Origin of the sequence: Saccharopolyspora thermophila, assembly GCF_014646075.1 — a bacterium.
Classification (GTDB): domain Bacteria; phylum Actinomycetota; class Actinomycetes; order Mycobacteriales; family Pseudonocardiaceae; genus Saccharopolyspora; species Saccharopolyspora thermophila.
The window spans coordinates 1-2,371 of the sequence record NZ_BMMT01000037.1; the positions used below are offsets into that span (position 1 = coordinate 1).

Genomic DNA, 2,371 nt, shown 5'->3' on the forward strand with positions numbered 1-2,371 from the left:
AACCGGACGATTCACCCCCGACAAATTCGGGAAAAACTCCCCCAGAAACGCCCGCTCCGCACCCTCATCATCAGCAAACGTCTCCGCCGATATAACATCCGACCCCACCGACGAAGACCCCAACACCGACCCAAAACCGTTACCAAACTCCCAGGTAGTCCCGATCCCTGCCAGACCTCCGGTCCACTCAGCCGCGACGATGCCAGCCGGCACGCTACCGGCCGGGCTCGACGGTTCCCCCAGCGCGGCTTGGAACGCACCACCGTAACCCGTCGCCGATCGCTCCTGCTGCGCAGCAACGCCTTCGAGAGCGGCGGCCTTGCCTGCTGGCCCAAGCCGGACGTCCTCAACGAGACGCTGCAGCATCCGGTAGCCGTCCTGCGGACGCTGGTCGCCCCGCTTCAGCCTCGGGGAACTTTCAACCAGCTGGAGGACCTGGTACTTGCCGTACTGAGCCAAGCCGTCGAAAGCGGATTCCACGAGCGCGTCTGCCAGCAGGTCGGCGTACTTACCAACTGGCCCGTTGGATTCCAGCGGAAGAAGGCGGAAGCGCTTTTCCCACAGATCGCGGAGATCCTTGTCGAACCTGGGATTCTTGTGGATGCGCTTGCGGATCGACTTGACTTGGTAGATTTGGTCGAGGGGGCACATCGCGAGCGCGTGCACCGCCGGAGCAGGTGTACCCTTCCGGTCGGATTCATCTCCGGAGTCGAGATCGCTCTGCCGGTCGTCGAGGTATCGCTGGATAAAGAACTGCGCCGAGATCAGGCTGAATCCGGACACAGAGTAGTCAAGCAGCAGCACGTCGCGGTCTGCGGGCAGATCGCCCAGGAACTCGTCAAAGTGCTCCTCGAGAACGGTCTCTTGCCATAACGTGGGCTCGTTGATCTCGAAAAATGCGAAGGTGTCGTGCAGGATCGAATCCTGCGGCGGCGCCGCCCAGAAATCCGACATCGGAATACTGACCGCGTTGTGTCCACGGGCCTGGAGAGCGGCGATGAGCGGTGCCGGGCTGCGACCGATACCCACATAGGTGTACTGATCCGGCGGATATTCCGCTACGACGTGATCCGTCAGATTGTTGATCGCTATCGCCAGTCCCCGTTGCTCGGCCAAGTGGTGCTGAGCGGCCAGGCGGCGAACCGTGTCGAAGAAGCGCCCCGCCTCGTCGACCCGGTATTCCCGAGGCTCGGGCGCGTTCCCCGGATGCTTCGGGCTGTTGATGTAGATCCTGACAGCCTGCGCTATGCCACCATCCCGCGAGTAGGAAATTCCGTTCTCGGCCAGCCACGCCCGGACGACGCGCGGAGTCAGCCGAATCCTGCGCTGCCCGTCGGTGAGGTAGGTTTCCTTCGACTCCGCCGGATGCCGCTCGACCTCCGCCTTGCTGCCCTTCCTCATGTTGTCCGGTTCGATGACCTCGGCCGCTTCGACGATCCGCTGCAGAACGTCCGGTGTATCGACCGAACCGGACGGCACAGTTTCCCCAACGCCTTCCGCTGACCCTGGCAGCACGTACACCGGAGCGGCTGTGACCTGGGTCGACCGCAGGGTTTCGACCCACGTGGTGACTGCTTTGGGATTCGACCTGTTGCGCCGGTTCGGCTGCGATTTCACGGCCACCAGGCCGGCGTTGTCCAGGACAGCCAGCCTTCCGTCGGCGGTCACACAGGTCGTCCCCGCGCCGGTGTACACGACAAGATTGTTACGCCGTGTGACGAGGGCTCGGGCCAGGTTCACCGCGAAGTCGGCCCGCTCACTTTCCGGCATCAGCAGGAACATCGAGTCGTAGCCCCGGAAAATCCTGCTGATGCATTCCGCCGCGGTTTCCTTGGAAACCAGTACACTGTCGACTCCATTACCGCGGTCGACCGGGAGGACGAGCATGTCGTCAACCGAATAAATGGCAACGACGAGCGGGACCTCAAAAGGAGCGTCGATCTCACCACGGAACCTGAACTGACTCCAGTGCAACACCTCCGGCCACGTCTCCCCAGGAAGCGTACGCATCACCCGGAGCTGACGCCCGATGTTGTCCGCCCACTCCCACACGCGCCGGGGGTGTTCGTCGTCTTCCAGTTCGTTCTCATCCCACATGGAGACGACCGTGGGCCGAGCAGAATTCCCCGGCTTCTGCATAAACACCACGTTGTCGGGGGAAAATGCAACCTCATCACCAGAAATATCAACGCCCACGAAAGACAACGGACCGAGTCTGTCTTCCGAATCAGTCGACTCGTCATGGGAAGACTGGTCGGCAGCCGCCTGTTGCTCATCAATGGCGTCTTGCTCGGCATTGGTGAACCGGGTGGTTCGCAGGGGTTCGACCCGCGTGGCGGAGAGGAAGTCGAGGAACAGTTGCCGTTTCACG

Annotated in this window: 1 protein-coding gene; it reads right to left on the bottom strand. The window is 62.2% G+C overall.

Annotation, left to right across the window (positions count from 1 at the left end; translation table 11 throughout):
• Positions 1-2,371 (bottom strand): hypothetical protein (locus IEY17_RS24930; protein ID WP_188991909.1); only part of this gene is annotated, 2,371 nt, incomplete at both ends.